Origin of the sequence: Nocardioides sp. NPDC101246 (assembly GCF_044767415.1) — a bacterium.
Taxonomy (GTDB): Bacteria; Actinomycetota; Actinomycetes; order Propionibacteriales; family Nocardioidaceae; genus Nocardioides.
Genome location: NZ_JBIWNX010000003.1, coordinates 261,674 through 284,921 on the forward strand (window position 1 = coordinate 261,674; position 23,248 = coordinate 284,921).

The 23,248-nt window shown below is 70.1% G+C and carries 25 protein-coding genes and 1 riboswitch; of the genes, 7 read left to right on the forward strand and 18 right to left on the reverse strand.

Annotated elements, in window-relative coordinates:
- Window positions 1–20: 20 nt before the first annotated feature.
- The 3 genes from ACIRON_RS06815 to ACIRON_RS06825 are packed head-to-tail and all read left to right on the forward strand — an operon-like array spanning window position 21 to window position 2,654.
- Entirely contained in the window at window positions 21–947 is a 927-nt protein-coding gene (locus tag ACIRON_RS06815; protein ID WP_402990664.1) for an alpha/beta fold hydrolase, read from the forward strand.
- A gap of 3 nt (window positions 948–950) precedes the next feature.
- Window positions 951–1,616: a TetR/AcrR family transcriptional regulator gene (locus ACIRON_RS06820; RefSeq protein ID WP_402990667.1), complete on the forward strand. Its 666-nt coding sequence runs from the start codon at window positions 951–953 to the stop codon at window positions 1,614–1,616.
- A 48-nt stretch (window positions 1,617–1,664) separates the two neighbouring features.
- Window positions 1,665–2,654, forward strand: a complete 990-nt coding sequence (locus tag ACIRON_RS06825) for a cytochrome c oxidase assembly protein (RefSeq protein ID WP_402990669.1) — start codon at window positions 1,665–1,667, stop codon at window positions 2,652–2,654.
- Window positions 2,655–2,670: 16 nt separating this feature from the next.
- Here ACIRON_RS06825 and ACIRON_RS06830 read toward each other — a convergent pair whose 3' ends face one another.
- The 4 genes from ACIRON_RS06830 to ACIRON_RS06845 all read right to left on the reverse strand — a co-directional run bounded on the left by ACIRON_RS06830 (window position 2,671) and on the right by ACIRON_RS06845 (window position 7,096).
- Window positions 2,671–3,741 carry an ABC transporter ATP-binding protein gene (locus ACIRON_RS06830; RefSeq protein WP_378731206.1) on the reverse strand — a complete coding sequence of 357 codons (1,071 nt, stop codon included), beginning with the start codon at window positions 3,739–3,741 and terminating at the stop codon, window positions 2,671–2,673.
- 103 nt (window positions 3,742–3,844) lie between these two features.
- On the reverse strand, window positions 3,845–5,560 hold the full coding sequence (locus tag ACIRON_RS06835; RefSeq protein WP_402990672.1) for a sulfatase-like hydrolase/transferase: 1,716 nt from the start codon (window positions 5,558–5,560) through the stop codon (window positions 3,845–3,847).
- Window positions 5,561–5,690: 130 nt separating this feature from the next.
- Window positions 5,691–6,371 (reverse strand): DUF1707 domain-containing protein, encoded by a 681-nt coding sequence (locus tag ACIRON_RS06840; RefSeq protein ID WP_402990675.1) that lies wholly within the window; start codon window positions 6,369–6,371, stop codon window positions 5,691–5,693.
- A 56-nt stretch (window positions 6,372–6,427) separates the two neighbouring features.
- Window positions 6,428–7,096 (reverse strand): DUF1707 domain-containing protein, encoded by a 669-nt coding sequence (locus ACIRON_RS06845; RefSeq protein ID WP_402990678.1) that lies wholly within the window; start codon window positions 7,094–7,096, stop codon window positions 6,428–6,430.
- 136 nt (window positions 7,097–7,232) lie between these two features.
- Between ACIRON_RS06845 and ACIRON_RS06850 the strand changes: the two genes are divergently transcribed.
- On the forward strand, window positions 7,233–8,132 hold the full coding sequence (locus tag ACIRON_RS06850; protein WP_402990681.1) for an NAD(P)-dependent oxidoreductase: 900 nt from the start codon (window positions 7,233–7,235) through the stop codon (window positions 8,130–8,132).
- A gap of 8 nt (window positions 8,133–8,140) precedes the next feature.
- Here the strand turns inward: ACIRON_RS06850 and thiC are convergent, their stop codons facing one another.
- The 8 genes from thiC to ACIRON_RS06890 all read right to left on the reverse strand — a co-directional run bounded on the left by thiC (window position 8,141) and on the right by ACIRON_RS06890 (window position 15,673).
- Window positions 8,141–9,829, reverse strand: a complete 1,689-nt coding sequence (gene thiC / locus ACIRON_RS06855; protein ID WP_402990684.1) for a phosphomethylpyrimidine synthase ThiC — start codon at window positions 9,827–9,829, stop codon at window positions 8,141–8,143.
- Window positions 9,826–10,605 (reverse strand): bifunctional hydroxymethylpyrimidine kinase/phosphomethylpyrimidine kinase, encoded by a 780-nt coding sequence (thiD, locus tag ACIRON_RS06860; RefSeq protein WP_402990687.1) that lies wholly within the window; start codon window positions 10,603–10,605, stop codon window positions 9,826–9,828. Before thiD ends, thiC begins: the two co-directional genes overlap by 4 nt.
- Window positions 10,602–11,192: a thiamine phosphate synthase gene (locus ACIRON_RS06865; RefSeq protein ID WP_402990690.1), complete on the reverse strand. Its 591-nt coding sequence runs from the start codon at window positions 11,190–11,192 to the stop codon at window positions 10,602–10,604. The genes thiD and ACIRON_RS06865 overlap by 4 nt, the downstream gene beginning before the upstream one ends.
- Window positions 11,189–11,968 (reverse strand): thiazole synthase, encoded by a 780-nt coding sequence (locus tag ACIRON_RS06870; RefSeq protein ID WP_402990693.1) that lies wholly within the window; start codon window positions 11,966–11,968, stop codon window positions 11,189–11,191. Before ACIRON_RS06870 ends, ACIRON_RS06865 begins: the two co-directional genes overlap by 4 nt.
- A complete protein-coding gene (gene thiS, locus ACIRON_RS06875; protein ID WP_402990696.1) occupies window positions 11,965–12,165 on the reverse strand; it encodes a sulfur carrier protein ThiS in 201 nt (66 codons plus the stop codon). The genes ACIRON_RS06870 and thiS overlap by 4 nt, the downstream gene beginning before the upstream one ends.
- Window positions 12,162–13,259 carry a glycine oxidase ThiO gene (gene thiO / locus ACIRON_RS06880; RefSeq protein ID WP_402990699.1) on the reverse strand — a complete coding sequence of 366 codons (1,098 nt, stop codon included), beginning with the start codon at window positions 13,257–13,259 and terminating at the stop codon, window positions 12,162–12,164. Before thiO ends, thiS begins: the two co-directional genes overlap by 4 nt.
- The gene (thiE, locus tag ACIRON_RS06885) at window positions 13,259–13,864 is read right to left on the reverse strand and encodes a thiamine phosphate synthase (RefSeq protein ID WP_402990702.1); all 606 of its coding nucleotides are present in this window, start codon (window positions 13,862–13,864) and stop codon (window positions 13,259–13,261) included. The genes thiO and thiE overlap by 1 nt, the downstream gene beginning before the upstream one ends.
- Window positions 13,858–13,967: riboswitch (TPP riboswitch) on the reverse strand. (Overlaps the previous gene by 7 nt.)
- A gap of 59 nt (window positions 13,968–14,026) precedes the next feature.
- A complete protein-coding gene (locus ACIRON_RS06890; RefSeq protein ID WP_402990705.1) occupies window positions 14,027–15,673 on the reverse strand; it encodes a sigma-54-dependent Fis family transcriptional regulator in 1,647 nt (548 codons plus the stop codon).
- A gap of 153 nt (window positions 15,674–15,826) precedes the next feature.
- Between ACIRON_RS06890 and ACIRON_RS06895 the strand changes: the two genes are divergently transcribed.
- The 3 genes from ACIRON_RS06895 (at window position 15,827) to ACIRON_RS06905 (ending at window position 19,093) form a co-directional block, all read left to right on the forward strand.
- Entirely contained in the window at window positions 15,827–16,942 is a 1,116-nt protein-coding gene (locus tag ACIRON_RS06895) for a Zn-dependent alcohol dehydrogenase (protein ID WP_402990708.1), read from the forward strand.
- Between the two features lie 75 nt (window positions 16,943–17,017).
- Window positions 17,018–18,706, forward strand: coding sequence for a fumarate hydratase (locus tag ACIRON_RS06900; protein WP_402990711.1), 1,689 nt, complete (start codon window positions 17,018–17,020; stop codon window positions 18,704–18,706).
- A gap of 87 nt (window positions 18,707–18,793) precedes the next feature.
- Window positions 18,794–19,093 carry a zf-TFIIB domain-containing protein gene (locus tag ACIRON_RS06905; protein WP_402990714.1) on the forward strand — a complete coding sequence of 100 codons (300 nt, stop codon included), beginning with the start codon at window positions 18,794–18,796 and terminating at the stop codon, window positions 19,091–19,093.
- 82 nt (window positions 19,094–19,175) lie between these two features.
- On the opposite strand, the gene ACIRON_RS06910 is transcribed toward ACIRON_RS06905, so the two are convergent.
- The 6 genes from ACIRON_RS06910 to ACIRON_RS06935 are packed head-to-tail and all read right to left on the reverse strand — an operon-like array spanning window position 19,176 to window position 23,225.
- A complete protein-coding gene (locus ACIRON_RS06910) occupies window positions 19,176–19,742 on the reverse strand; it encodes a GNAT family N-acetyltransferase (RefSeq protein WP_402990717.1) in 567 nt (188 codons plus the stop codon).
- Window positions 19,743–19,789: 47 nt separating this feature from the next.
- Window positions 19,790–20,287 carry an SPFH domain-containing protein gene (locus ACIRON_RS06915; RefSeq protein WP_402990720.1) on the reverse strand — a complete coding sequence of 166 codons (498 nt, stop codon included), beginning with the start codon at window positions 20,285–20,287 and terminating at the stop codon, window positions 19,790–19,792.
- Window positions 20,288–20,310: 23 nt separating this feature from the next.
- The gene (locus ACIRON_RS06920) at window positions 20,311–21,336 is read right to left on the reverse strand and encodes an SPFH domain-containing protein (protein ID WP_402990723.1); all 1,026 of its coding nucleotides are present in this window, start codon (window positions 21,334–21,336) and stop codon (window positions 20,311–20,313) included.
- Window positions 21,337–21,351: 15 nt separating this feature from the next.
- A complete protein-coding gene (locus tag ACIRON_RS06925) occupies window positions 21,352–21,798 on the reverse strand; it encodes an NfeD family protein (protein ID WP_091050312.1) in 447 nt (148 codons plus the stop codon).
- Window positions 21,799–21,858: 60 nt separating this feature from the next.
- Complete coding sequence (locus ACIRON_RS06930) at window positions 21,859–22,359, reverse strand: DUF6328 family protein (RefSeq protein ID WP_402990727.1); 501 nt, start codon at window positions 22,357–22,359, stop codon at window positions 21,859–21,861.
- Complete coding sequence (locus tag ACIRON_RS06935; protein ID WP_402990730.1) at window positions 22,359–23,225, reverse strand: glucose 1-dehydrogenase; 867 nt, start codon at window positions 23,223–23,225, stop codon at window positions 22,359–22,361. Before ACIRON_RS06935 ends, ACIRON_RS06930 begins: the two co-directional genes overlap by 1 nt.
- Between the last annotated feature and the right edge of the window lie 23 nt (window positions 23,226–23,248).

Here is a 23,248-nt window from a genome sequence, read left to right on the forward strand (position 1 = left end):
CCACCCGGTAAAGTCTGTGTATGACCACCGCCGCCGAGCCGACCGAGTCCACCGCCTTCCTCCCCGGAGGGGTCGAGCTGGCGTACGACACGTTCGGCAGCCCCAGCGCTGATCCGCTGCTGCTGATCATGGGTCTCGGCGGCCCGATGACCTGGTGGAACACCGAGCTGTGCGAGCAGCTGGCCGAGGCCGGGTTCTACGTGGTCCGCTACGACAACCGCGACATCGGCCACTCCTCGCCGCACCCGTCCGAGGAGCGGATCACGCTCGCGAGGCTGGCCCGCGCGTTCGTGGGCCTGCCGACCCCGTCGCCGTACGCGATGAACGACCTCGCCGACGACGCGGCCGCGCTGCTGACCCATCTCGGCATCGACTCCGCGCACGTGTGGGGTGTGTCGATGGGAGGGATGATCGCCCAGACCCTCGCCATCCGCCACCCCGACCGGGTGCGCTCGGTCTGCTCGATGATGTCCACCACCGGGCGTCGCCGCGTCGGCTTCCAGCACCCGACCCTGCTGCCCGCGCTGGTCATCAAGAAGCCCGGCCTGGAGGGCTACATCGAGCGTCAGATCAAGGGCGGCATCCAGATCGGCTCCCCCGGCTTTCCGGAGCCCGAGGACGAGGTACGCCGCCGGGCGATCGACACCTGGAACCGCGGCGTCAGCGGCCCGGCCGTCGCGCGGCAGATGCTCGCCGTGCTCACCCAGCCCGACCGCACCGAGGACCTCGGGCAGATCAAGGTCCCGTTCAGCGTGATCCACGGCCTGACCGACAAGATGGTCCACGTCTCCGGCGGCCGGGCGACCGCCGCGGCCGTCCCCGGCGCGGAGATCACCCTGTTCAAGGGGATGGGTCACGACCTGCCCCGAGAGCTGTGGCCCGCCTTCATCAAGGTCGTCCGCCGCACGGCCGACCGAGCCGCCGCCACCCACACCGTCACCGCTTAGCGGATGCGTGCCACGGTCCCCGAGGGCGAGTCGGGCTCGCTGCTCGCGAGGGCGCTCGCGGACGTCGCCGAGCCCATCGAGGACGAGGCGGTGACCGCGAAGCTCCTCGACGCCGCCGCGGAGCAGTTCCGCCGGATCGGGATCAGGCGGACCACCATGGAGGAGGTCGCGAAGCGCGCCGGGGTCGCCCGGATCACCGTCTACCGCCGCTTCGCCAACAAGGACGCGCTGGTCGAGCAGGTCGTACGCCGCGAGTTCCGGCGTTACTTCGACCAATTCGTGCTCGACATCGCCGATGCGGCCGACGCCGCCGAGCGCGTCGAGATCGGCTTCGCCAGCGCGATGCGGGCGATCCGCGGCAACCCGCTGATCGGGGGCCTGCTCACCGTCGAGGCCGACTCGCTGGTGCACTCGATCCTCGGCGACGGCGGCCGCACCGTGGCCACGGTCGCGCACTTCGTCGCCGGCCAGCTGCGTCGCGAGCAGCGGGCCGGCAACGTACCCGCCGAGGTCGAGGTCGACCTCGTCGCCGAGCTGATGGTCCGCACCTCGACCTCGTTCCTGGTCACTCCGAGCGAGGTCGTCGACATCGACGACGAGGCGCAGCTGCGCGCGCTCGCCCGGCTCTTCCTGGTGCCGCTGATCGCACCCGCCGGCCGCCCGGGATAGGCCCCGCAGAATCGCCCTCGCTCCCGCCCCGGGGATACCGTGAGCACCATGCACGACCACGGCTCCCTGCCCGCGCTCGGTTGGTCCGAGTTCTTCACCACCTGGAGTCTCCAGCCCGGCTGGCTCCTGGCCGTGGTCATCCTCGCCGCGGGCTATCTCACGCTCCGCAACGCCGCCGGTCCGGCCTCGACGGTCAAGGGCTGGCGGGTGGCGTCGTTCCTGACCGGGCTCGGCCTGATGTACGTCGTGGTCGCCTCGGCCATCAACGGCTACGCGATGGCGCTGGCCTGGATGCACATGGTGCTCCACCTGACGCTGATCATGATCGTGCCGACCCTCCTGGTGCTCGGGCACCCGCTCACCGTCATCGCCGAGACCGGCCCGCGGGCCGAGCGGGCGATGCGCTCGCTCCCGGTCACCATCCTGATCCACCCGATCACCGGCACCCTGCTCTACTCGGTGGTCATCATCGGCACCCACCTGTCCGGGTTCATGGACGCGATGGCGCAGAGCGAGCCGCTGATGGTCGGCGAGCAGGTGCTCTACGTCGTCGCCGGCTTCCTCTTCCTCACGGGCGCGATCGGCGAGGAGAAGGTGCGCCCCGACCTGCCCTACCTGGGCCGGGTCGCGCTCCTCGTCGTCGGCATGGTGCCCGACACGATCGTGGGGATCGTGATGCTGCAGACCGAGCGTGTCCTCTACCCGGTCTACTCCGCCGCGCGGCCCGACTGGGCGCCCGACGCGGTGCGCGACATCCAGACCGCCGGCGGCCTGATGTGGGCCGGCGGCGACGGCGGCATGATGCTGCTCGCCATCGGGCTGGTCATCGCCGTCGTCACCTCAGCCGAACGGCGGGCAAAGATGACCGGCCGTTTCCTCGACGGCGTACGCAGCAGCCGGCTCGCCGAGGAGAGCGCCCGGGGCACTGCCAACTATGGGGCTGAGGGCCCCGCCGCGCCGGGATCCGTGGATCCCGACAGCGACGAGGCCCTCGATGCCTACAACGCGATGCTGGCTCGGATGAACCAGCAGCACTGAGTGCGTCGGTCGGCGCTCAGTTGACGCGCAGACCCGACTCGGTGTCGAAGACGTGGACGTCCTCGGGGTCGGTGGTGACGTAGATCGTGTCGCCCTTGCTGACGTGGTCCTTGGACGAGACCCGGACGATCAGGGTCGACGGAACACCCTCGACGTCGCTGGTGCCGTAGACGTAGGAGTCGGAGCCGAGCTCCTCGACGACGGTGACCTGGACCGGCAGCCCGCCCTGGCCCTCGCCGATGACCCGGAAGCTCTCCGGGCGCACGCCGATGGTGATCTCGCGGGGCAGGTCGGAGGCGCCGACGGGGACGACGTACTCCCCGATCTTGGCGCCGCCGTCGGCCGAGGTGGCCTTGATCAGGTTCATCTGCGGCGAGCCGATGAAGCCGGCGACGAAGAGGTTGACCGGCTTGCGGTAGAGGTTGAGCGGGGTGTCGACCTGCTGCAGCTCACCGTTGCTCATCACCGCGACGCGGTCGCCCATCGTCATGGCCTCGACCTGGTCGTGGGTGACGTAGACGGTGGTGATGCCAAGGTCGGCCTGGAGCTTGGCGATGTCGGTGCGGGTCTGCACGCGCATCTTGGCGTCGAGGTTGGAGAGCGGCTCGTCCATGCAGAAGACCTGCGGCTGGCGGACGATCGCGCGGCCCATGGCGACGCGCTGGCGCTGACCACCGGAGAGCGCCTTCGGCTTGCGGTCGAGGTAGTCGGTCAGGCCCAGGGTCTTGGCGGCCTCGGCGACGAGCTTGTCACGCTCGGCCTTCGGGACCTTGGCCATCTTCAGCGAGAACGCCATGTTCTCGGCGACGCTCATGTGCGGGTAGAGCGCGTAGTTCTGGAAGACCATCGCGATGTCGCGGTCCTTGGGCGCCACGTTGGTGACCTCGCGGTCGCCGATCCTGATGGCACCCGAGTTGACCTCCTCCAGCCCGGCGAGCATGCGCAGGGTGGTGGTCTTACCGCATCCGGACGGGCCGACGAGCACCATGAACTCGCCGTCCTTGATCTCGAGGTCGATGCCCTTGACCGCGGGCTCGTTGGCGCCCGCGTACCAACGCTGCGCCTTCTCAAAACTGACTGTTGCCATGATTCCGTTGTCTCCTTCACCGGCAGGTACGTGCCGGACGATCCGTTGTGAAGTGACCGAGGACACATTTCCTCGGCGGAGACACCATAGCCCAGATCGGTTATCAGCGGGTCAAAGCCCGGCACACAGCTGGTGCGCAACCGTCGTAGGAGTTGAGCCGGCGCATCAGGTCACGGGCGTACGGCTTCGCGTGGTCCTCGGCGAAGACGTTGCGGTCCTCCCACGGCCGGTCGTAGCGGTAGAGCTCGTAGGCGTAGTCGGTGCCCTTCCAGGACTTGTCCAGGTCGAACCGGACCAGCAGCCCCTGCGAGCCGCGCACCGCGATGTAGGACGGGATGATGTCGATGGTGCCGCCCGAGCCCTTGTCGAGGTCGACCTCGCCGGGGTGCGACTTGGCGTAGGTGTGCTCGAAGAAGGCGTACCGCCCACCCGGCAGCCGCGGCCGGCTCAGGGTGTCGGCGAAGGAACTGCCGGAGACGTAGGCCGGGGTCGGGGCGCCGGCGATGTCCAGGAACGTCGGCGCGAGGTCGATGTTGTTGACGAACTGGCCGCGCTTGCCGGGCACCACGTCGGGCCCGACGACGACCATCGGGACACGGGTGTCGGAGTCGTACGGCGCGCCCTTGCCGCCGTTGAGCTGGTGCTGGCCGAGGTGGAAGCCGTTGTCGGAGGTCAGCATGATGTAGGTGTCCTCGCCGGCGGCCTCACGCACCTGGGTGATCATCCGGTCGATCGACTGCACCATCCGGGCGCGGTCGCGGTACTGGCTCAGCGCCGTCTCGTCGCTCAGCGAGACCTTGTTGGTGCGCCAGGCCGGCGCCTGCGACGTACGTCCGCCGCGGCCGAGGTAGGTCGGCGCGTTGTCCGAGCGGTCGTCGCCGTAGCCGACCAGGTCCTTCAGGGTCAGGTCGGCGCACGCGACCCGGCCGCAGTTGCCGCCCGCGGGGTCGCCGGCCGGCGCCTGGTCGGCGAACGCGGCCGGGAACCAGGTGTCCAGGCCCGGGTAGTGGTGGCCGAGACGCGAGTGGGGGCCGTAGGCGGCGATCTCGAGGAAGTAGGGCTCCTCGTCCTCACGGTGCGCGTTGATGAAGTCCAGGGCGTAGTCCCGGGTGACGTTCGTGGCGTACGCGGCGTCCTTCTCCTGCACGGAGGCACTCTGCGCGGGCCGCGGATGGTTGTGCAGCTGCACCTCACCGGCGCTGTCGAGGTAGGTGCTCTGGTAGCCCCAGCCGCCGTAGGCGCCGCCGAGCAGCGCGTTGAAGGTGTCCCAGCCGGGCACCGTCGGCGGCGGGGTCCGCTTGCCGTCGGGGCCGATGGTGGCCTCGTAGGCGTTGATGTACTTCCCCACGAACCCGGTCGTGTAGCCGGCCTCCTGGAGCCCGATGCTGAACTGCTTCTCGAGGTTGCCGTAGCGCTGGAACGCCGACCATCCGCCGACCGGGTGCTCGGGGTCGTTCTGGGTGTTGGTGAGGACCTTGGTGTGGTGCGGGGTCTGCCCGGTCAGCAGCGCCGCGCGCGAGGGGCAGCACAGCGAGTCGATGACGAAGGAGTTCTGGTACGTCGCGCCCTCGGCCGCCATCCTGGTCGCCTCCGGCATCGTGCGGAGCAGCTCCAGGGAGAAGTCGTCCATCAGGATCAGGACCATGTTGGGGCGCTCGTCGGTCGTCGCGGCCAGCTCCGCCGCAGGTTCCTCGACCGGCACGGCCGACGGGTCGGCGGCGCCGGCGACGGTCTTCGGCCCGACGACCAGGAGCCCGGCGACGAGGGCAACGACCGCGAGGAGTCCGGCGCCCAGCAGTGCGCTCCACTTCGGATTCATCCCGAGACTCCTTTGTCTATTATTTAACTGCACTATATCTGGTTCAGACGAGGTTAGTGCCTCATTCCCGGGCACGACGAAATGGGTCCGCAGAGCGGACCCGGAGGGGCGTGCGGCCCCGTGGTGTTGCTCAGTGCAGCTCGTGCGGCGGCGGCATCTTCAGCCGCCGGGAGCCCTTCGCTTCCTTCAGCGGCTTGCGGATGACGGTGACGCCACCCATCAGGGCCAGGCCCTTCACCCGCAGCACCGGACCGCCGGTCGGCTCGATCCCGCGCGGACCGACGTAGCCGCCCATGATCCCGACTCCCTGCATCACGACCTGGACGTCGGGGCCGACGGTGATGTTGACCCCGCCCATGATCGCGTTGGCGTAGATCACGGTCTCCTGCGCGGAGAACTGTGCCTGACGCATGTCGAGCTCGGCTCCGCCCATCAGGGCGATCACGTTGCCGGTCGCCGGCACCGTCCAGACCCCGCGCCGGTCGACGCCGCTCATGATCGCGACGTAGAGCTGGCTCTCGATCGGGGTCTGTGCGTAGACCGCAGGGCTGTTCCCGGTGGCGGGCTTGGTCACCGGCACCGGAAGCGACGGGGTCCCCGCCGCGGGCAGGTCGACGGTGATCGGGATCAGGTCGGCGTACGTCTTGGCCTTGAAGGTCGCCTCGAGACGGTCGTCGAGCTCGTCGATCTCCAGGCGTCCCTCGCCCGCGGCCTCGCGCAGGATGTCGGCCACCTTGTGGCGGTCGGCATCGCTGATCCGGAGGTTCGGATCAGGATTCTGGCCGCGGTATGGCTCGGGGGTCGTTCCCATGGGGCGAATGCTAGTGGGGGCTTGCGAGAAGCGCTTCGACAATCCCCCGATGGCCGTCACTCCAGGCCGAGATGCTGCTTCAGCGTGCGCTTCGGCGGACGCGGACCCCGGCGCTTGACGGTCACGTCGCCGAGCACCGCGATACCGCGTACCCGCACGACCGGCGAGTCCGCGGTGAGCGCTTCGGGCACCTTCTCCGACGGCTCCTTGAAGTCACCCAGGACTCCGTTGCCCTCCACGATCACGTGCACGTTCGGTGGCACGGTGACCTTGACGCTGCCCAGGACCGAGGTGGCGCTGATGACCACCTCACGGGCGGAGTAGTGCGCCTCGCGCAGGTCGATGTTGGCGTCGCCCAGCACCGCGTTGACCGAGAAGTGCTGGGGAACCACCCACACACCCTTGCGCTCGACGTTGCTCAGGAACGCGCTGGCACTGTCGTTCGCATCGCCCTCGCCGTAGACGACGGGAACCGCTCCGGCGGCCGGCGCCGCAGGCATCACCGGTGCCCGCCCCGCGACCGGCAGATCCTGCGTGATCGGCTCCAGGTCGGCGTACGTCTTGGCCTTGAAGGTCTCCTCGAGCCGCTCCTCGAGCTCGTCGATGTCCAGCCGGCCCTCGCCCGCGGCCTCGCGCAGGATGTCGGCCACCGCGTGGCGGTCGGCGTCGCTGACCCGGAGGTCGGCGCGGCGGGGCTGGCCGGGGTGTGGTTCAGGGAGTCCCATGATCGTTGATGCTATCGGCGCGCGCCGCATCCGTCTCTCGGGTTCAACCCTGATTCTTTACTCCGAGGACACTTACCGACGGGTGCGTACCCCAGTAAATAGTGCGTACTCCCCCAGTCCGGCGAGGTCCGCCAGCATGGACGTCGTGCCTGAATCGAATCGAAACCCCACCCGCGCGACCGACGTCACCGTGCTCGGCCTCGGCGCGATGGGTAGCGCTCTGGCGGCCGCACTGCTCGACGCCGGCCGCTCCGTGACCGTCTGGAACCGCACCCCCGGCCGTGCCTCGGAGCTGGTGGGTCGCGGCGCCGGTGCCGCGGACACGGTCGCCGAGGCCGTGCTGGCCAGCCCGGTGGTCATCGCCTGCCTGCTCGATCACTCCTCCGTCCAGAAGACCCTTCACCTGGCCGTCGGCGAGCTGCGCGGCCGCACCCTGGTCAACGTCACGACCACGACGCCGAACGAGTCCCGTGCCCTCGCCTCCTGGGCGGCCGAGCACGGCATCGACCACCTCGACGGCGCCATCATGGCCGTGCCCGCCATGATCGGGTCCCGCTCGGGTCAGATCTTCTACAGCGGCTCGCGCGCCGCGTACGACGCTCTCCTGCCGACGCTCGAGGTCTGGGCCACGAGCGAGTTCCACGGCGAGGACGCGGGGCTGGCGTCGCTGGTGGACCTGGCCATGCTGTCGGGGATGTACCAGATGTTCACGGGCTTCTTCCACGGTGCCGCGATGGCGGCCACCATGGGGATGAGCGCGTCGGACTTCGCCGCCCGGCAGGCGCCGTTCCTCGCCGCCATGGCCGAGGAGCTCGCCGGCTACGCGAAGGTCATCGACGGCGGCGACTACACCGTCGCGGGCCAGCAGAGCCTGGAGTTCTCCGACCTCTCGCACATCGTCCGCGCCAGCGAGGAGGAGGGGGTCGCCCCCTCCCCCATCGCTGCCGTCCAGGCACTGATCAGCGGACAGATCGCTGCAGGGCACGGCTCGGAAGGACTCGCGAGGATCTATGAGAGCCTGCGGTCGGACTCGTAGCCGACAGGTCAGTCGGCGAGCGGGAGATACACCCGGCTCCCCGCTGCCGCGAACTCCTTCGACTTCTCCAGCATGCCCGCCTCGATCTCCTCGGGCGAGGCGCCGTTCTCACCGCCGAAGCGGTCGCGTACGTCCTGGCTGATCTTCATCGAGCAGAACTTCGGGCCGCACATGGAGCAGAAGTGAGCGGTCTTGGCGTTCTCGGCCGGCAGGGTCTCGTCGTGGAAGCTCTCCGCGGTGACCGGGTCCAGCGAGAGGGCGAACTGGTCGCGCCAGCGGAACTCGAAGCGGGCCTTGGAGAGCGCGTCGTCGTGGTCGCGGGCGCCGGGGTGGCCCTTGGCGATGTCCGCGGCATGGGCGGCCAGCTTGTAGGTGATCACGCCGGTCTTCACGTCGTCCCGGTCCGGCAGGCCGAGGTGCTCCTTGGGCGTGACGTAGCAGAGCATCGCGGTGCCGTGCATCGCGATCGTGGCCGCACCGATGGCGCTGGTGATGTGGTCGTAGCCGGGCGCGATGTCGGTGGCGAGCGGGCCCAGCGTGTAGAACGGCGCGCCATGGCACCACTCCTGCTGGAGGTCCACGTTCTCCTTCACCAGGTTGAGCGGGACGTGGCCGGGGCCCTCGACCATGACCTGTACGTCGTGCTCCCAGGCCCGCTCGGTCAGCTCGGCGAGCGTCCGGAGCTCGGAGAGCTGGGCCTCGTCGTTGGCGTCGGCGGTGGAGCCCGGGCGGAGGCCGTCACCGAGGGAGAAGGCGACGTCGTACTGCTTGAAGATCTCGCACAGCTCGTCGAAGTGGGTGTAGAGGAAGCTCTCCTGGTGGTGCGCGAGGCACCAGCCGGCCATGATCGAGCCGCCGCGGGACACGATGCCGGTGACGCGGTTGGCGGTGAGCGGGACGTACCTCAGCAGGACTCCGGCGTGGATCGTCATGTAGTCGACGCCCTGCTCGGCCTGCTCGATGACGGTGTCGCGGAACACCTCCCAGGTCAGCTTGTCGGCCTCGCCGTTGACCTTCTCCAGGGCCTGGTAGATCGGGACGGTGCCGATCGGGACCGGGCTGTTGCGCAGGATCCACTCGCGGGTGGTGTGGATGTCGTCGCCGGTGCTCAGGTCCATCACCGTGTCGGCGCCCCAGGTGATCGCGTGGGTGAGCTTGTCGACCTCCTCCGCGATGCTGCTGGTGACCGCGGAGTTGCCGATGTTGGCGTTGATCTTCACCAGGAAGCGCTTGCCGATGATCATCGGCTCGGACTCGGGGTGGTTGACGTTGTTCGGGATGATCGCCCGGCCCGCCGCGACCTCCTCGCGGACCAGCTCGGGGTCGCAGCTCTCGCGGACGGCGACGTAGGCCATCTCCTGGGTGATGATGCCCTTTCTCGCGTAGTGCATCTGGGTGACATTGGTGCCCTTGCGCGGGGCTCGGCGCTCGCCCTGCCACTCCTGGCGGGCCTCTCCACGGCGTACGGCTGCCTTGCCGTTGTCGACCAGCTCGGTCCGTCGGCCCTGGTAGGTCTCGGTGTCCTGGCGCTCCTCGATCCACTCGTCGCGGCGCGGCGGGAGACCCTGCTCCGGCTCGGATCCGGGGCCCTCGGTGCAGTAGCGGTCGAAGGTCTCGCCGTTGGTGAGCTGTACGCGAGTCACCGGGACCTTCAGGTCACCGAGCTCGAGGCGGGTGTGGGCGGGGTGGACGGTCATGCGGTCTCCTTGGTGTGAGCGATCGGTCCCCGGCCACGGCCGAGGGTCCAGTGCTGGCTTCGGGTGAGCTGTCGGGTGACGTACGCAGCGGCCTGCTCCGCCGCTTCGCGCAGCGGGGCGCCGTGGGCGAGGTGGGCGGCCAGGGCCGAGCTGTAGGTGCAGCCGGTGCCGTGGTCGTTCTTCGTCGGGACGGCGGGATGGGTGAGCGGGATCGGCGGTCTCCCCGGCTCGGCGAGCCAGTCGGTGCACGCCCCGGTTGCCTCCGGGTCACCGCCGGTGACGATCACCGCCGGCTTCATCCCGGCCAGCTCCTCGGCCAGCTCCTCGGGCGACCCGTCGTGGCCGGCCAGGGCCCGGGCCTCGTCGAGGTTGGGGGTGAGGACGGTGGCGACGGGGAGGAGGTGGTCGAGGTAGGCGCGGCGTACGTCCTCCCCGCCGAGCACCGCGCCGGAGGTGGCGACCAGGACGGGGTCGACGACGAGCGGCCGGCCGGCGCAGAGGCGGGCGACGAGCTCGACCGCCTCGGCGCTGCCGAGCATGCCGGTCTTGACCGCCGCGACGGGGAGGTCGGCGAAGACGGCGTGGAGCTGGGCCTCGACGGTGGCCACCGGGATGGCGTGGATGTCGCTGACCCCGGTCGTGTCCTGGGCGGTGACGGCGGTGATCACGCAGGCTCCGTGGACCCCGAGCGCGGCGAAGGTGGCCAGATCGGCCGCCGTGCCCGCCGCTCCGCCGGAGTCGGTGCCCGCCACGGTGAGCGCGACAGGCGGGTTCATGAGGTCACCGCCGTCGTGGCGAGAGCGGCGAGGAGGTCGCGCACGACCTGTCCTGGCTCCTCGGCACGCATCACCGCGCCCATCACGGCGACACCGTGGGCACCGGCGGCGACCGCCTCGGCGGCGTTTCCCGGGGTGATCCCGCCCAGGGCGTACGTCGGGAGCGGCAGGTCCCGGAACGGCTCCGGCCCGAGCGGCGGCCCGTAACCGGGCTTGGACTCGGTCAGTGAGTAGGGACTGAGCATCGCGTAGCCGAACCCGTCCTCGGCCGCCTGGGCGACCTCGGCGGGGCTGTGACAGCTGCGGCCGAGGTGTAGTCCTTCGAACGACGTGTTACATCTCCCCGCGGACGGCAGCTGAAGGCCAACCGCTGCCGGGAGAGGGGTGTGGGCGGCGATCACGTCGAGCCCGAGCGCGGCGAGCGCTTCGGCCAGATCTGCGCGCTGCTCCGGCGACTCGTCGAGCTCGCGGAGCACGACGTGGGTCAGGCCGGCCTCCGCGCACTCGGCCAGGGTCGGGAGCAGGCCGCGGCCGAGGCGGAGCCGGGAGCGGTCGGTGAGGACGAGCAGTCGCGGCAGCGCGTTCATGCGATCCGGCCCTCCATCGGCGAGGAGGCCCTGGCGACCGCCTGCCGCGGGATCCGTCCGGCACCGCGAGCGGCCCGGCCGGCCTCGACCGCCAGCCGCAGCGCGCGAGCCATCCCGACCGGGTCGTCGGCACGGGTCACCGCGGTGGCGGCGAGGACCGCGGAGCAGCCGAGCTCCATCGCCAGGGCCGCGTCCGAGGCCGTCCCGACACCGGCGTCGAGCACGACCGGCACGGACACCGCGGCCACGACCGCCTCGATGGCATAGGGGTTCAGCAGCCCCAGCCCCGACCCGATCGGCGAGCCGAGCGGCATCACGGCCGCGCAGCCGGCGTCCTCGAGCCGGCGGGCGAGGACGGGGTCGTCGGTGGCGTACGGAAGGACCGTGAACCCCTTGCGCACGAGCAGCTCGGCGGCCTCGACGAGCTCGACGGCGTCGGGCATCAGCGAGGTCTCGTCGCCGATCACCTCCAGCTTGACCCAGTCGGTCTCCAGCGCCTCGCGGGCGAGCTCGGCGGTCAGCACCGCCTCGCGTGCCGAGAGACAGCCCGCGGTGTTGGGCAGGATCGGCACCTTCGCCGCGCGCAGCGTCTCGAGCAGCCCGCCGGAGGCCGTCGAGGACGTACGCCGCATCGATACCGTCACCAGACCGGGCTCGGCCGCGTCGATGACGTCGGGGAGCAGGGCCAGGTTGGGCAGGCCGCCGGTGCCGAGGAAGAGGCGTGAGGAAAGCTCGCGCCCGGCGATCTTCAGGCTGGTCATCGGTGGGGTGCTCATCCGCCCTGCACCGCCGTCACGATCTCGACGACATGACCGTCCTGGAGCGGCCATCGCGCCCACTCGTCACGCGGCACGATCTCTTCGTCCACGGCGACGGCGATGCCGCTCGGCCGCCGGTCGCCGGTCCTGGCCTCGAGCAGGTCGGCGACGGTGCCGCTGACCTCCACCGGCTCGCTGTTCACGGTGATCCTCATCCGTCCTCCTTCATCCGGAACCGACGCGGATCGACCGCGGGTTCCACTGACCCTGTATCGATGTGATCGGCCACCAGCTGCGCGATGAGCGGCGCCAGCAGGACCCCGTTGCGGTAGGCACCCGCGGCGAGCACGACGCCCGGCTCGTGGGTCGGGCCGACCAGCGGGAGGTTGTCGGCGGTTCCCGGGCGGTCCCGCGAGGTCGCCTCCACCACGCTCGCCCGGTCGAGCGCCGGCACCACCCGGCGGGCGGAGTCGAGCAGCCGCCACACGCCCTCGACGGTCGGCAGCAGCGGACCGTCACGCTCCTCCGTGGTCGCCCCGATGACCACCTCGTCACTGTCGATCCGCGGCACCACGTAGATCTGCTCGCCGTGCGCCCAGGCCCGCACCGTCCGCTCCACCGGCTCCTGCGTCCGCACGCGCACCACGTCTCCGCGCACGCGGCGGATGAGGGAGGAGTACGGGGCGGGCAGATGGGCACCGGTGGCGATGACGGTCACGTCAGCGACTGTGTTGGTTTCGACACCGGCTCGCTGGCGCTCACCGGGCTCAACCAACGGCGGGTTCCCGCTGGTCGAGCCGCCGGAGCCGCTCGGCGGAGGCGTGTCGAGACCAACACGGTCGCCAACCCGATCGAGCAGCGCCGCGACGACCGCACGCGGGTCGACCGAGTGGTCCTCGGCGAGGAAAGCCCCACCGGCGACCCGGCCGAGGCCGGGTTCGCGGGCGAGCAGTTCGCGCCGTAGAAGTCTCTCGTAGGAGACCCCGGCGAGATCGAGCACCGCTAGCTGCCGCTCGACCTGCTGGACGTCCCCGGCGTCGACGCCGACCAGCAGCGTCCCGAGGGTGTGCACCGGCACCCCGAGCCGCTCGGCGAACCCGGGCCAGAGGGCCAGCGACGACAGGCATAGTCGGGTCAGCGACTCCTCGCCGTACCAGGCCTCACCGGCCGGGCTGAGCATGCCGGCCGCGGCGTAGGACGCGCCCGAGCCCGGCGCCGGATCGACCACCGTGACGTCGTGCCCCCGGCGGATCAGCTCGTCGGCCGCTGACAGGCCGACGATCCCGGCACCGAGGATCCGCACCCGCATCAGCCGACGGCTTCCACGAGCTCCTTCGCGGCTTGGCGTGGGTCGGGTTGTCGCCAGAGCCCGCCGATCACGGCGACCCCGTGGGCGCCGGCTGCGCGTACGGCCCCGGCCGACGTCGTCGAGATCCCGCCGATCGCGATCAGCGGCAGCACGCCGGCGGCGGCCCTGACCGCGTCGACGCCCAGCGGGCCGGGAAGCCCGGCCTTGGAGGTGGTGGCGAAGACCGGCCCGAAGCCGGCGTAGTCCGCCCCCGCGGCGGCGGCCGCCTCGACCGCGGCACGGTCCCGGCAGGTCGCGCCGATGACCAGCCCCGGAGCGACCGCGTCGGCGATCCGCCGGGCCTCGGCCGGCGGAAGGTCGGAGGCCCCGAGGTGGACGCCGTGCGCACCGGCCGCGAGCGCCACGTCGAGCCGGTCGTCGACGATCACACAGGCCTCGTACGTCCCGACCCGCTCGATCACGGAGGCCGTCAGCGCGAGCAGCTCACGGGTGGTCGCGGACTTGTCGCGGACCTGGAAACCGGCGACGCCGGCCTCGGCGAAGGCGGGCAGCAGAGCCAGGTCGTCGCTCGATGAGACCAGGGCGAAAATACGTGGGAGAAGCACAACCAATCACTTCCTTCGCCGGCATGATCCGGATCAGGTGTAACGGTCGGAGCGGCCCCAGCTCCCTCTCAGCCCGCTGCCGCGGACTCCCGTGTGGACGTCTCCGACCATAGCGCGCACCCCCGACGGCGCGCAGCCCAGGGCCCGCACAGCGGGATACCCCTAGTAGGTCGAGATCCGCAGGGCCCGCATCCTGGCGTACAGCGTCGTGCGCGAGATCCCGAGCTCGCGGGCGACCGCGGCCTTGTTGCCGTCGTGCTTGATCAGCTCGTGCAGGATGACGTCGCGCTCGGCCTGGTCGAGCGGCCGCACGGCGGCCCGCGGCCCCGGCACGGAGCCGAGCACGGAACCGAGCTTCGGCGGCAGGTCGGCGGGGACGATCGCGCCGAACCGGCGCCGGGCGGCGGCATGGGCGAGCACCGCCCGCAGCTCGCGTACGTTGCCCGGCCAGCGGTGCTCGACCAGGATCCGCTCGACGCCGGGAGTCAGGAAGGCGTCCGGGTTGATCCCGGAGAGCAGCTCGCGGGCCAGCCCCGGGATCTCGTCGCGCCGCGCGGCCAGCGGCAGCTTCTCCTCGACGCGAGAGGCCAGCGCGGCCACCGCCGCGGTGTGCTCGGACAGCTCGGTCAACGGCGCCGAGACCATCACCACGTGGGCACGGGTGGGGCTCTCCAGCGCATCGGCGACGACTCCGAGCAGCGCGTCGGAGAGCAGCTCGAGACCGTCGATGATGACGGTGCCCACTCCGGCCGCCATCCGGCGCCGGAACTGCTTGGCCCAGTTGCCGTCGCCCTCCAGGACCGTCGTGGCGCCGGTCAGCAGCGTGATCGGCGACGACGGCGCGAGCTCCCTGGCCAGCGACGTACGCCCCGACCCCGGCGGGCCGGCCACCAGGATCGTCCCCGGCTCCCGGGCGGTCTCGGTGAGCGCGCTGACCGAGAGCCCGCGGCGTGGCTCGCGGGGCTCGATGCGCACCAGCGCGGCCAGACGGCGGGTGTCGAGCACGTCGGCGCGCACATGGACCGCCTCCCCCGACTCCAGGTTCATGTCCATGACCGTCGCCCCCGGAAGATGTACGTCCTGGAGCAGGATCCGCAGCACGGCGATGTCCGCGCCGGTCAGGGTGTCCTGAGCCGTCTGGTTGGACACGGTCAGGTTCTCGCCGACCGCGACGAGCGCGCCGCGGCACGACACCACGGCCTCGTGGAAGGCCAGCAGCAGCTGCTTGTCGGTGGTGCGGCTGCCGTCCTGGAGGCGTCGCTGGATGTCGGTCACCGCGCGCTGCACCACCGGCCGCAGGAGCGGGTTGGCGTCGCTGGCGAGGGAGGTGATGTCGAGGACGCCCTCGATCCGGTGGGTCACCGGGTGCCGGATCGGCATCGCGAAGCAGCTGAACTCGCGCAGCATCTCGGCGAAGTGCTCCGGGCCGTGCACCTGCACGGGGAGCCTGGTCTCGAGCGCTGTGCCGGGCGCGTTGGTGCCCAGTCGCTCCTCGAGCAGGCTGGCGCCCAGGTCGACCCCGAGGCCGTCGAACGCCCTCGCCACCTGCACCCGGCCGCACCAGCGATGCACGATCCGGCAGTCCCGATCGACCAGCACCGTGGCGTACGTCGTGCCGTCGAGGTTCTCGGCGAGCTCGTTCAGGACCGGTCCGGCCGCCTCGTAGAGGGATCCGCGCGGGTCGATGTCGACCGGAGAGAGCGATCCGTGGGCTCGCACCGGGTCGACCCCGGCGAGCCGTGAGCGGTGCCAGGACGCGGCGATGCGCTCGGGCGCTGACGGTCCAGGCGATGACGTCGAGGTCGGCACAGCATCCCCCCATCGAATGTGGCTTACGTCACATTAACCGGCGGTTCTGTCGACCGGAAGCGAACTGTTCAGGTTCTGAACACCCGATGGCCGACGGCGCTGGGACTGTGGCAACGATCCCCCGCTCCATTCCGGAACACGCTAGGAGTCAGCATGAAGACCAAGGCAGCCGTCGTCTACGAACCCGGCAAACCGATCGTGATCGAGGAGCTCGACCTCGACAAGCCCCAGGCGGGCGAGGTGCTGATCCGCTACACGCATGCGGGCCTGTGCCACTCCGACGTACACATCGCCCACGGCGACCTCGAGGCCCGGCTGCCGATGGTCCTCGGCCACGAGGGCGCCGGCGTCATCGAGGAGGTCGGCCCCGGCGTCACCCGCGTCAAGGCCGGCGACCGCGTGGTGTGCTCCTTCATCCCCAACTGCGGCACCTGCCGCTACTGCTCCAACGGCCAGCAGTCGATCTGCGACATGGGCGCGACCATCCTCGAGGGCTACCTGCCCGGCGAGCGGTTCCCGATCTCCGGGCCCGCCGGCCAGTACGGCGCGATGTGCATGCTCGGCACCTTCAGCCAGTACGGAGTCATCCACCAGAACTCGGTGGTCAAGGTCGACGACGACCTCTCGCTCGAGTCGGCCGTGCTGGTCGGCTGCGGCGTACCCACCGGCTTCGGGTCCGCGGTGAACACCGCGGCGGTCAAGGCAGGCGACACCGTCGTGGTCTACGGCATCGGCGGCATCGGCATCAACGCCGTCCAGGGCGCGCGGCTCGCGGGCGCGAAGTACGTCGTCGCCGTCGACCCGCTGGAGAACAAGCGCGAGGCCGCGCTCCAGCTCGGCGCCACCCACGCCTTCGCCGACGCCGCCTCCGCGCTGGCCGAGGTCACCAACCTGACCCGAGGCCAGCTCGCCGACTCCGCCATCCTCACCCAGGGCCTGGTCACCACCGAGAACGTCACCGACGGCTTCGACGTGATCGGCAAGGGCGGGATCCTGGTCCTCACCGGTCTCAACAAGCTCACCGAGCCGACGATCCAGCTCTCCGGCGCGGTGACCACGCTGTTCCGCAAGACGATCAAGGGCAGCCTGTTCGGCGACTGCAACCCGACGTACGACATCCCGCGGATCCTCGGGCTCTACCAGAAGGGTGACATCAAGCTCGACGAGCTGATCACCCGCACCTACACGCTCGAGCAGGTCAACGAGGGCTACGACGACCTGCTCAACGGCGCCAACATCCGCGGCGTGGTCGTCCACGACCACTCCTGAGGATGCGGTGGCCCCCGGTCTCGGCGTCGGAGCCGAAGCCGGGACCGGGGCCATGGCGGCGTACGATTCCGTTCCGTGGCTGACGTTGAGTTCCGGTACTCCGACCTCCTCCCGACCGGCAAGGACGACACTCCTTACCGGCTGATCACCACCGAGGGGGTGGAAGAGATCGAGGTCGACGGGCGCAAGTTCCTCAAGGTCGACCCCGAGGCGATCCGGCAGCTGAGCGCCGAGGCGATGAAGGACATCAACCAGTACCTCCGCCCGGCCCACCTGAAGCAGCTGCGCAAGATCATCGACGACCCCGAGGCCTCCGGCAACGACCGCTTCGTCGCGCTCGACCTGCTCAAGAACGTCAACATCTCCGCCGGCGGGATCCTGCCGATGTGCCAGGACACCGGCACCGCGATCGTGATGGGCAAGAAGTCCGAGGGTGTGCTGACCGGCTCCGATGACGCCGAGACCGTCAGCCGCGGTGTCTTCGACGCCTACACCAAGCTCAACCTGCGCTACTCGCAGCTGGCGCCGCTGACCACCTACGAGGAGAAGAACACCGGCTCCAACCTCCCCGCGCAGGTCGAGATCTACTCGACCACCGAGGGCGAGAACGGCCCGGAGTACAAGTTCCTCTTCATGGCCAAGGGCGGCGGCTCGGCCAACAAGTCGTTCCTGTTCCAGGAGACCAAGGCGATCTTGCACCCCGACCGGATCCTCACCTTCCTCGACGAGAAGATCCGTTCGCTCGGCACGGCCGCCTGCCCGCCGTACCACCTCGCCGTCGTCATCGGCGGGACGTCCGCGGAGTTCGCGCTGAAGACCGCCAAGTACGCCTCGGCTCACTATCTCGACAACCTCCCCACCGAGGGGTCGATGTCGGCCCACGGCTTCCGCGACACCGACCTGGAGGAGAAGGTCTTCGAGCTGACCCAGTCCTTCGGGATCGGCGCCCAGTTCGGCGGCAAGTACTTCTGCCATGACGTACGCGTCGTCCGCCTGCCCCGCCACGGCGCGAGCTGCCCGGTGGCGATCGCGGTCTCCTGCTCCGCGGACCGTCAGGCACTGGGCAAGATCACCCGCGACGGAGTGTTCCTCGAGCAGCTCGAGACCGACCCGGCGCAGTACATGCCCGACGCCGGCATGGCCGAGGAGATCTCGGCCGGCGAGGTCGTCGACATCGACCTGAACCAGCCGATGGCGCAGATCCTGGAGACGCTGTCGCAGCACCCGATCAAGACCCGGCTCTCCCTGTCCGGTCCGATGGTCGTGGCCCGCGACATCGCGCACGCCAAGATCAAGGAGCGCCTCGACGCCGGCGAGGAGATGCCGCAGTACCTCAAGGACCACCCGGTCTACTACGCCGGGCCGGCCAAGACGCCCGAGGGCATGGCGAGCGGCTCCTTCGGCCCCACCACCGCGGGCCGGATGGACTCCTACGTCGAGCAGTTCCAGGCAGCCGGCGGCTCGATGGTCATGCTCGCCAAGGGCAACCGCTCCAAGGTCGTGGCCGAGGCCTGCGGGACCTACGGCGGCTTCTACCTCGGCTCCATCGGCGGCCCCGCCGCGCGGCTCGCTCAGGACTGCATCAAGTCCGTCGAGGTGCTGGAGTACCCCGAGCTCGGCATGGAGGCGGTCTGGAAGATCGAGGTCGAGAACTTCCCCGCCTTCATCGTCGTCGACGGCGAGGGCAACGACTTCTTCACCGACCCCTCCGGCACCACCACGGTCCCCCTCACCGGGATCCGGGTGCGCTCCAAGGAGCGCTGAGCGGACGTCGGCCGGCGATGGGCCTCGGCGATGCGGGGCGACCGGCTAGGTTGATGGGCGCCGATCCCCGACGACGAGGAGACCCCCATGCAGTGCCCCATCGACGGTGCCACCCTGGTGATGAGCGAGCGCCAAGGCATCGAGATCGACTACTGCCCGCAGTGCCGTGGTGTGTGGCTGGACCGCGGCGAGATCGACAAGATCATCGAACGGTCCGTCGGCGCCCCGCAGCCCGGCGGCTACCAGCAGCCGCGCCAGGAGAAGCGCGACGAGCGACGCTATGAGAAGCGGGAGTACGAGCGGCGCGACTATGACGACGACGACCGCCGCTACGACAAGCGCCGCAGCCACCACAAGGAGTCCTGGTTGGGTGACCTCTTCGGCTGATCCTGCTGGGGGCCACGAACGCACCTGACGGCCCCTGGGACACACCGACATGCGGCGTGTCGCAGGGGCTTCGGCCCGTGGCTCATGTCCCTGCGGTACCCCGTTGCCGGGCGAGCCACTCCCGCCGGAGCAGCCCGAAGACCCACGAGTCCGAGACGTCGCCGTTCACGACGCAGTCCTCTCTCAGCGTCCCCTCGAGCTCGAACCCGAGCTTCTCCAGCACCCGGGCCGAGGCGGCGTTGCGGGTGTCGGCCTCCGCCTGGACCCGGTTGAGGTCGAGAGTGTCGAAGGCCCAGGCCAGCAAGGCACCAGCCGCCTCGGTCGCATACCCCTGACCCCAGGCTGCCTCGCCGAGGCAGTAGCCGAGCGAGGCGCTGCGGAACTCCGGGTTCCACGAGTTGAAGGTGCACCAGCCGAGAAACACGGAGTTCCGTTCGATGACCAGCCGGACGCCGTCCCCCTCCTGCGCCATCTCCTGAGACCTGGCGATGAACTTCCCGGCGCGGGCACGGTCGGTCCACGGCGGTGAGTCCCAGTAGCGCAGAACGTGGGCGTCGCTCTGCAACGCGAAGAGATCATCCGCGTCGGTGTCGGCGAACGGACGCAGCCGCAACCGCGTCGTGACGAGCGTCGGAGTGGACAGCGACATGGCCCGATGCTGTCAGCCCGTGACCGCTCGCCGCACCAGGTTTTCGGTCACCGATGCTGGAGGTCGGTGACCGCGACGCGCGTGACGCGGATGCCCCATTCCTCGCGGGATCGGCGGGTGGCGTCGTACGCGACGTCTGTCAGGCGCTGGGCGGAGGTGAGGAGCTCGTCCCGGTCGACGATTCCGGCGAACTCTCGCAGCTTGTCACGGATGGCGCGTTCGAGCTGCTGCTGAGGCTCGTCGACGCGATAGGCGATCGACGGGTCCTCGACCTCGAAGTAGACCTCCAGCGCCGCCTCGCAGACAAAGTTGTCGCGGCAGACGAGCGGCTCCCGCATCGACAGCACCTGCTCGCGCATGTCGAACCGAGCCACGACCCGGTCCAGCAGCGGCACGACGGGGTGAAGGCCGGGCTGCAGCATCGTCCGGTACCGGCTGCGGCGCTCGACCACGAAGCAGGTCGCCGTCGGCACGACTTTGACGCTCATCAGCATCCCGACGACGACCGCGACGACGACAAGCACGACCACGAGAACCGGCGACATGCCGGTCAGGCTACCGACGTACGTCAGCCGATGATGCGATCCGCCCGGGCCGCCTCCTCGTGGGCCGCCTCGACGGCCTTGGCTGCCTCGTGCTCGGCCTGCTCGATGGCGTCGCGAGGCGAGGGAACCGGCGGCGTACGTCGTGCGTCGCCGTTCTCCGAGACCTTGGCCGACCGCATCGAGGAGGCGTTGTCGGAGAAGGCGCCGGTGACCGTACGCATCGCCTCGGTGAGCTCGCCGGGGATGACCCAGAACGAGTTGCCGTGGGAGGCGAGCGAGGGCAGCATCTCGAGGTACTTGTAGGCCAGGACCTTGGCGTCGGCGTCGTTGGCGTGGACCGCCTGGAAGACCCGCTCCAGCGCCGTGGCCTCACCCTCGGCCTCGAGCACCCGTGCCTGCTGGTTGCCCTCTGCCTCCAGGATCGACCTCTGCCGGGTGCCCTCGGCCTCGAGGATCAGCGAGGCCCGCTTGCCCTCCGCGTGCAGGATGGCGGCGCGCTTGTCACGCTCGGCGCGCATCTGCTTCTCCATCGCCTCCTTGATCGAGGCCGGCGGGTCGATCGCCTTGATCTCGACCCGGTTGACCCGGATCCCCCACTTCCCGGTGGCGTCGTCGAGCACCTCCCGCAGCCGAGCGTTGATCGTCTCGCGCGAGGTCAGCGTCTTCTCCAGGTCCATCGAGCCGATCAGGTTGCGCAGCGTGGTGACGGTGAGCTGGTCGATCGCCTGCAGGTAGTTGGCGACCTCGTAGGCGGCCGCCCTCGGGTCGGTGATCTGGTAGTAGAGCACCGTGTCGATGTTGACCACCAGGTTGTCCTCGGTGATCACCGGACGCGGGTTGGAGGAGTAGACCGTCTCGCGCACGTCCAGCTTGGTGTTGACCCGGTCCACCAGCGGGATCACGAAGTTGAGCCCCGGCTGCAAGGTGATCCGGTAGCGCCCGAAACGCTCGATGTTGTAGCGCCGGGCCTGTGGCACGATCCGCACCGTCGAGGCGACCGCCCCCACCACCAGCGCGACCATGACCAGAACGATCAGCAGAAGTTCCATCTCGTACGCCCTCCTCTAGGGAGACAGCGACAGCGGGTCGCGCGGGTGCACGAGCGCCGTCGCGCCTTCGATCTCGAGTACGTCCACCCGGCATCCGACCGGGATGATCAGGTCCTCGTCATAGGGCCTGGCCGACCATTCCTCACCCGCGAGGCGCACCAGTCCGTGCTCGAAGCTGACCTCCGCGGTGACGACCGCCTGACGACCGATGAGAGCGTCGGTGCCGTCCCGCACCGCCGGCGGCAAGGACATGTGGCGACGCGCGACCGGCCGCACCAGCAGCACGCTGCCGCCGCCCGCGACGACGAAGACGAGCAGCTGCACCAGCACCGGCGCGCCGAGGGCCGCGCTGCCCGCGGCAAGCAGCGCCCCGCCGGCGACGAAAGCGAACGCCAGCGTCATCGTGAACGCCTCGGCCACTCCGAGCAGCACCGCGACGAGGATCCAGAAGAACGACCACATAAGCCCACCAGACTCGGTTTCAGACCAGCGTACTCCCGGTGTGGTGCTGATCACACGGGGTCAGTGAGAGTTGTTCCGCCCGTTGAGCAGCGGCAGCCCCGCCCACAGCGAGACGAACAGGATGAGGACGGCCACGGCGGCGACGACCCCTGCTCCGAAGGAGAGGACGACGTCGAAGACGAGCAGCACGACCAGTGCCGAGACGATGGCGAAGCCCACCAGCCCGGCCCGTGCGCACAGGTGCGAGGCCGTGACCAGCCACCGCCGCTGCCGGCGACGGAACAGCATCCGGTGGAAGGAGACCGGGGCGATGATCAGGGAGGTGGTGATCACCGAACCGACGAGCACGACGAGGTAGATCGCCTGCTGGTGGTCGGTCAGGTCCGCGAAACGGGATGAGAACGGGACCGTCAGCAGGAAACCGGTGAGGATCTGCACGCCCGTCTGCAGCACCCGCAGCTCCTGGAGGAGCTCGTTCCAGTTGCGGGTGATCCGCTCCTCCGGTCCCTCCTCCGGGCCACCACCCTCGACCCCGTCGCTGTGCAAGCCGCTTGCGGGCATCAGAACACCGGCCGTCCCCCAGTCACCCCGAGGACGGTGCCGGAGACGTAGGACGCCTCGGCCGGAGATGCCAGGAACACGAAGGCAGGCGCGACCTCGGCCGGCTGACCGGCGCGTCCCAGCGGCGTGTTGGCCCCGAACCTCTGCACCTTCTCCGGCGCCTGTGTCGCCGGCTGCAGAGGAGTCCAGATCGGGCCCGGTGCCACCGCGTTCACCCTCACCCCGTCGGGCCCGAGCTCGGCGGCGAGATTGACCGTGAAGTTGTTGATGGCTGCCTTGGTCGCGGCGTAGTCGAGCAGGCTGGTCGAGGGTTCGTACGCCTGGATCGAGGCGTTGTTGATGACACAGCCGTTGCTCTTCTGCAGGTGCGGGACGGCTGCCCGGGTCAGCCAGAGCAGGGCGTACAGGTTGGTCTTGAACGTCCGGTCGATCCGCTCGTCGTCCATGTCCGTTAGGCCCTTGTCGCGGGCGAACTGGTAGCCGGCGTTGTTGACCAGGATGTCGAGGCCGCCGAGCTCCTGCACGGTGCGTTCGACGACCTCGTCGCACGCCTCGCGCTCGCGCAGGTCGATCGGCATGGCCAGCGGCGTACGTCCGGCCTCCTCGACCAGCTTCGAGGTCGTCTGCGCGTCCGGCTCCTCCTCCGGGAGGTAGGTGAAGGCCACGTCGGCCCCCTCGCGGGCGTACGCGATGGCGACCGCGCGGCCGATGCCGGAGTCGGCACCGGTGATGAGCGCGACCTTGCCGTCGAGGCGGCCGTGACCCTGGTAGCTGGACTCGCCGTGGTCCGGCTGCGGATCCATCTCGCCGGTGAGCCCTGGAGGCTTCTGCTGCTGGGCTGGGAACTGGGTGTCGTCATCGCTCATGACCGGCCCGGTACCCAGATCCG